The organism is Rhodococcus sp. LB1, from assembly GCF_001583455.1.
GTDB classification, from domain to species: domain Bacteria; phylum Actinomycetota; class Actinomycetes; order Mycobacteriales; family Mycobacteriaceae; genus Rhodococcus_F; species Rhodococcus_F opacus.
Genome location: NZ_LTCZ01000377.1, coordinates 1 through 731, shown reverse-complemented (window position 1 = coordinate 731; position 731 = coordinate 1). Strand labels below are relative to the sequence as shown.

The 731-nt window shown below is 64.3% G+C and carries 1 protein-coding gene; it reads right to left on the bottom strand.

Annotation, left to right across the window (positions count from 1 at the left end; all coding sequences use genetic code 11):
- Positions 1–716, bottom strand: a 716-nt coding sequence (locus tag AZG88_RS36095; protein WP_231914311.1) for a CaiB/BaiF CoA transferase family protein, incomplete at its 3' end; no start/stop codon positions are given.
- Positions 717–731: the final 15 nt, after the last annotated feature.

Sequence of the window (731 nt, the reverse complement as noted above, 5' to 3'; positions counted from 1 at the left end):
GCGGTCTGGTAGATCAAGTCGATGAAGCTGCCGCCCTTCTCCAGCGGGACGGGCTGGTCCGGGAATGTGTAGGCGCCCATGTCCGATGCCCACAGGAACGAGAGCACCGCCTCGAGCATCGACAGGCGAATGTGTTGTCCCTCCCCGGTGCGTTCGCGGGCGAACAGTGCCGCCGAAAGGGCCTGCGCTGCAACGACTGCAGTCAGCTTGTCGGGGAGGATGGTGCGGATCAGGCGGGGCCGTTCCTCGTCGGATCCGGCCTGCACGGTGGTCAGGCCGGTCAGGGCCTGGATCAGCGAATCGTAGACCCGTTGGCCGGAGGCGGGTCCACGCTCGCCGAATCCGCTCATCGAGAGATAGATGAGTTTCGAGTTGAGTGGGGCGAGGTCGTCGTATCCGATGCCGAGTCGCTCGACGACGCCGGGCCGGAAGTTCTGCACCACGACATCGGCGGTGGAGACCAACTTCTTCAGTACCGCAACGCCTTCCGGGGTCTTGAGGTCGAGGGTCAGGGACCGCTTCGACCTGTTGACGTTGACGAACATCGCCGACATGTCGCCGGAACGATTAGGCAGGGAACGGACGTGATCGCCCTTGCCGGGCACCTCCACCTTGATGACGTCCGCGCCCTGGTCGCCGAGGATGTCCGTGGCCCAGGGGCCCGACATCATCGAGCACAGGTCGACGATCTTGATTCCGGTCATGGGGCCGCTCATGAAGGGCACCTTTCA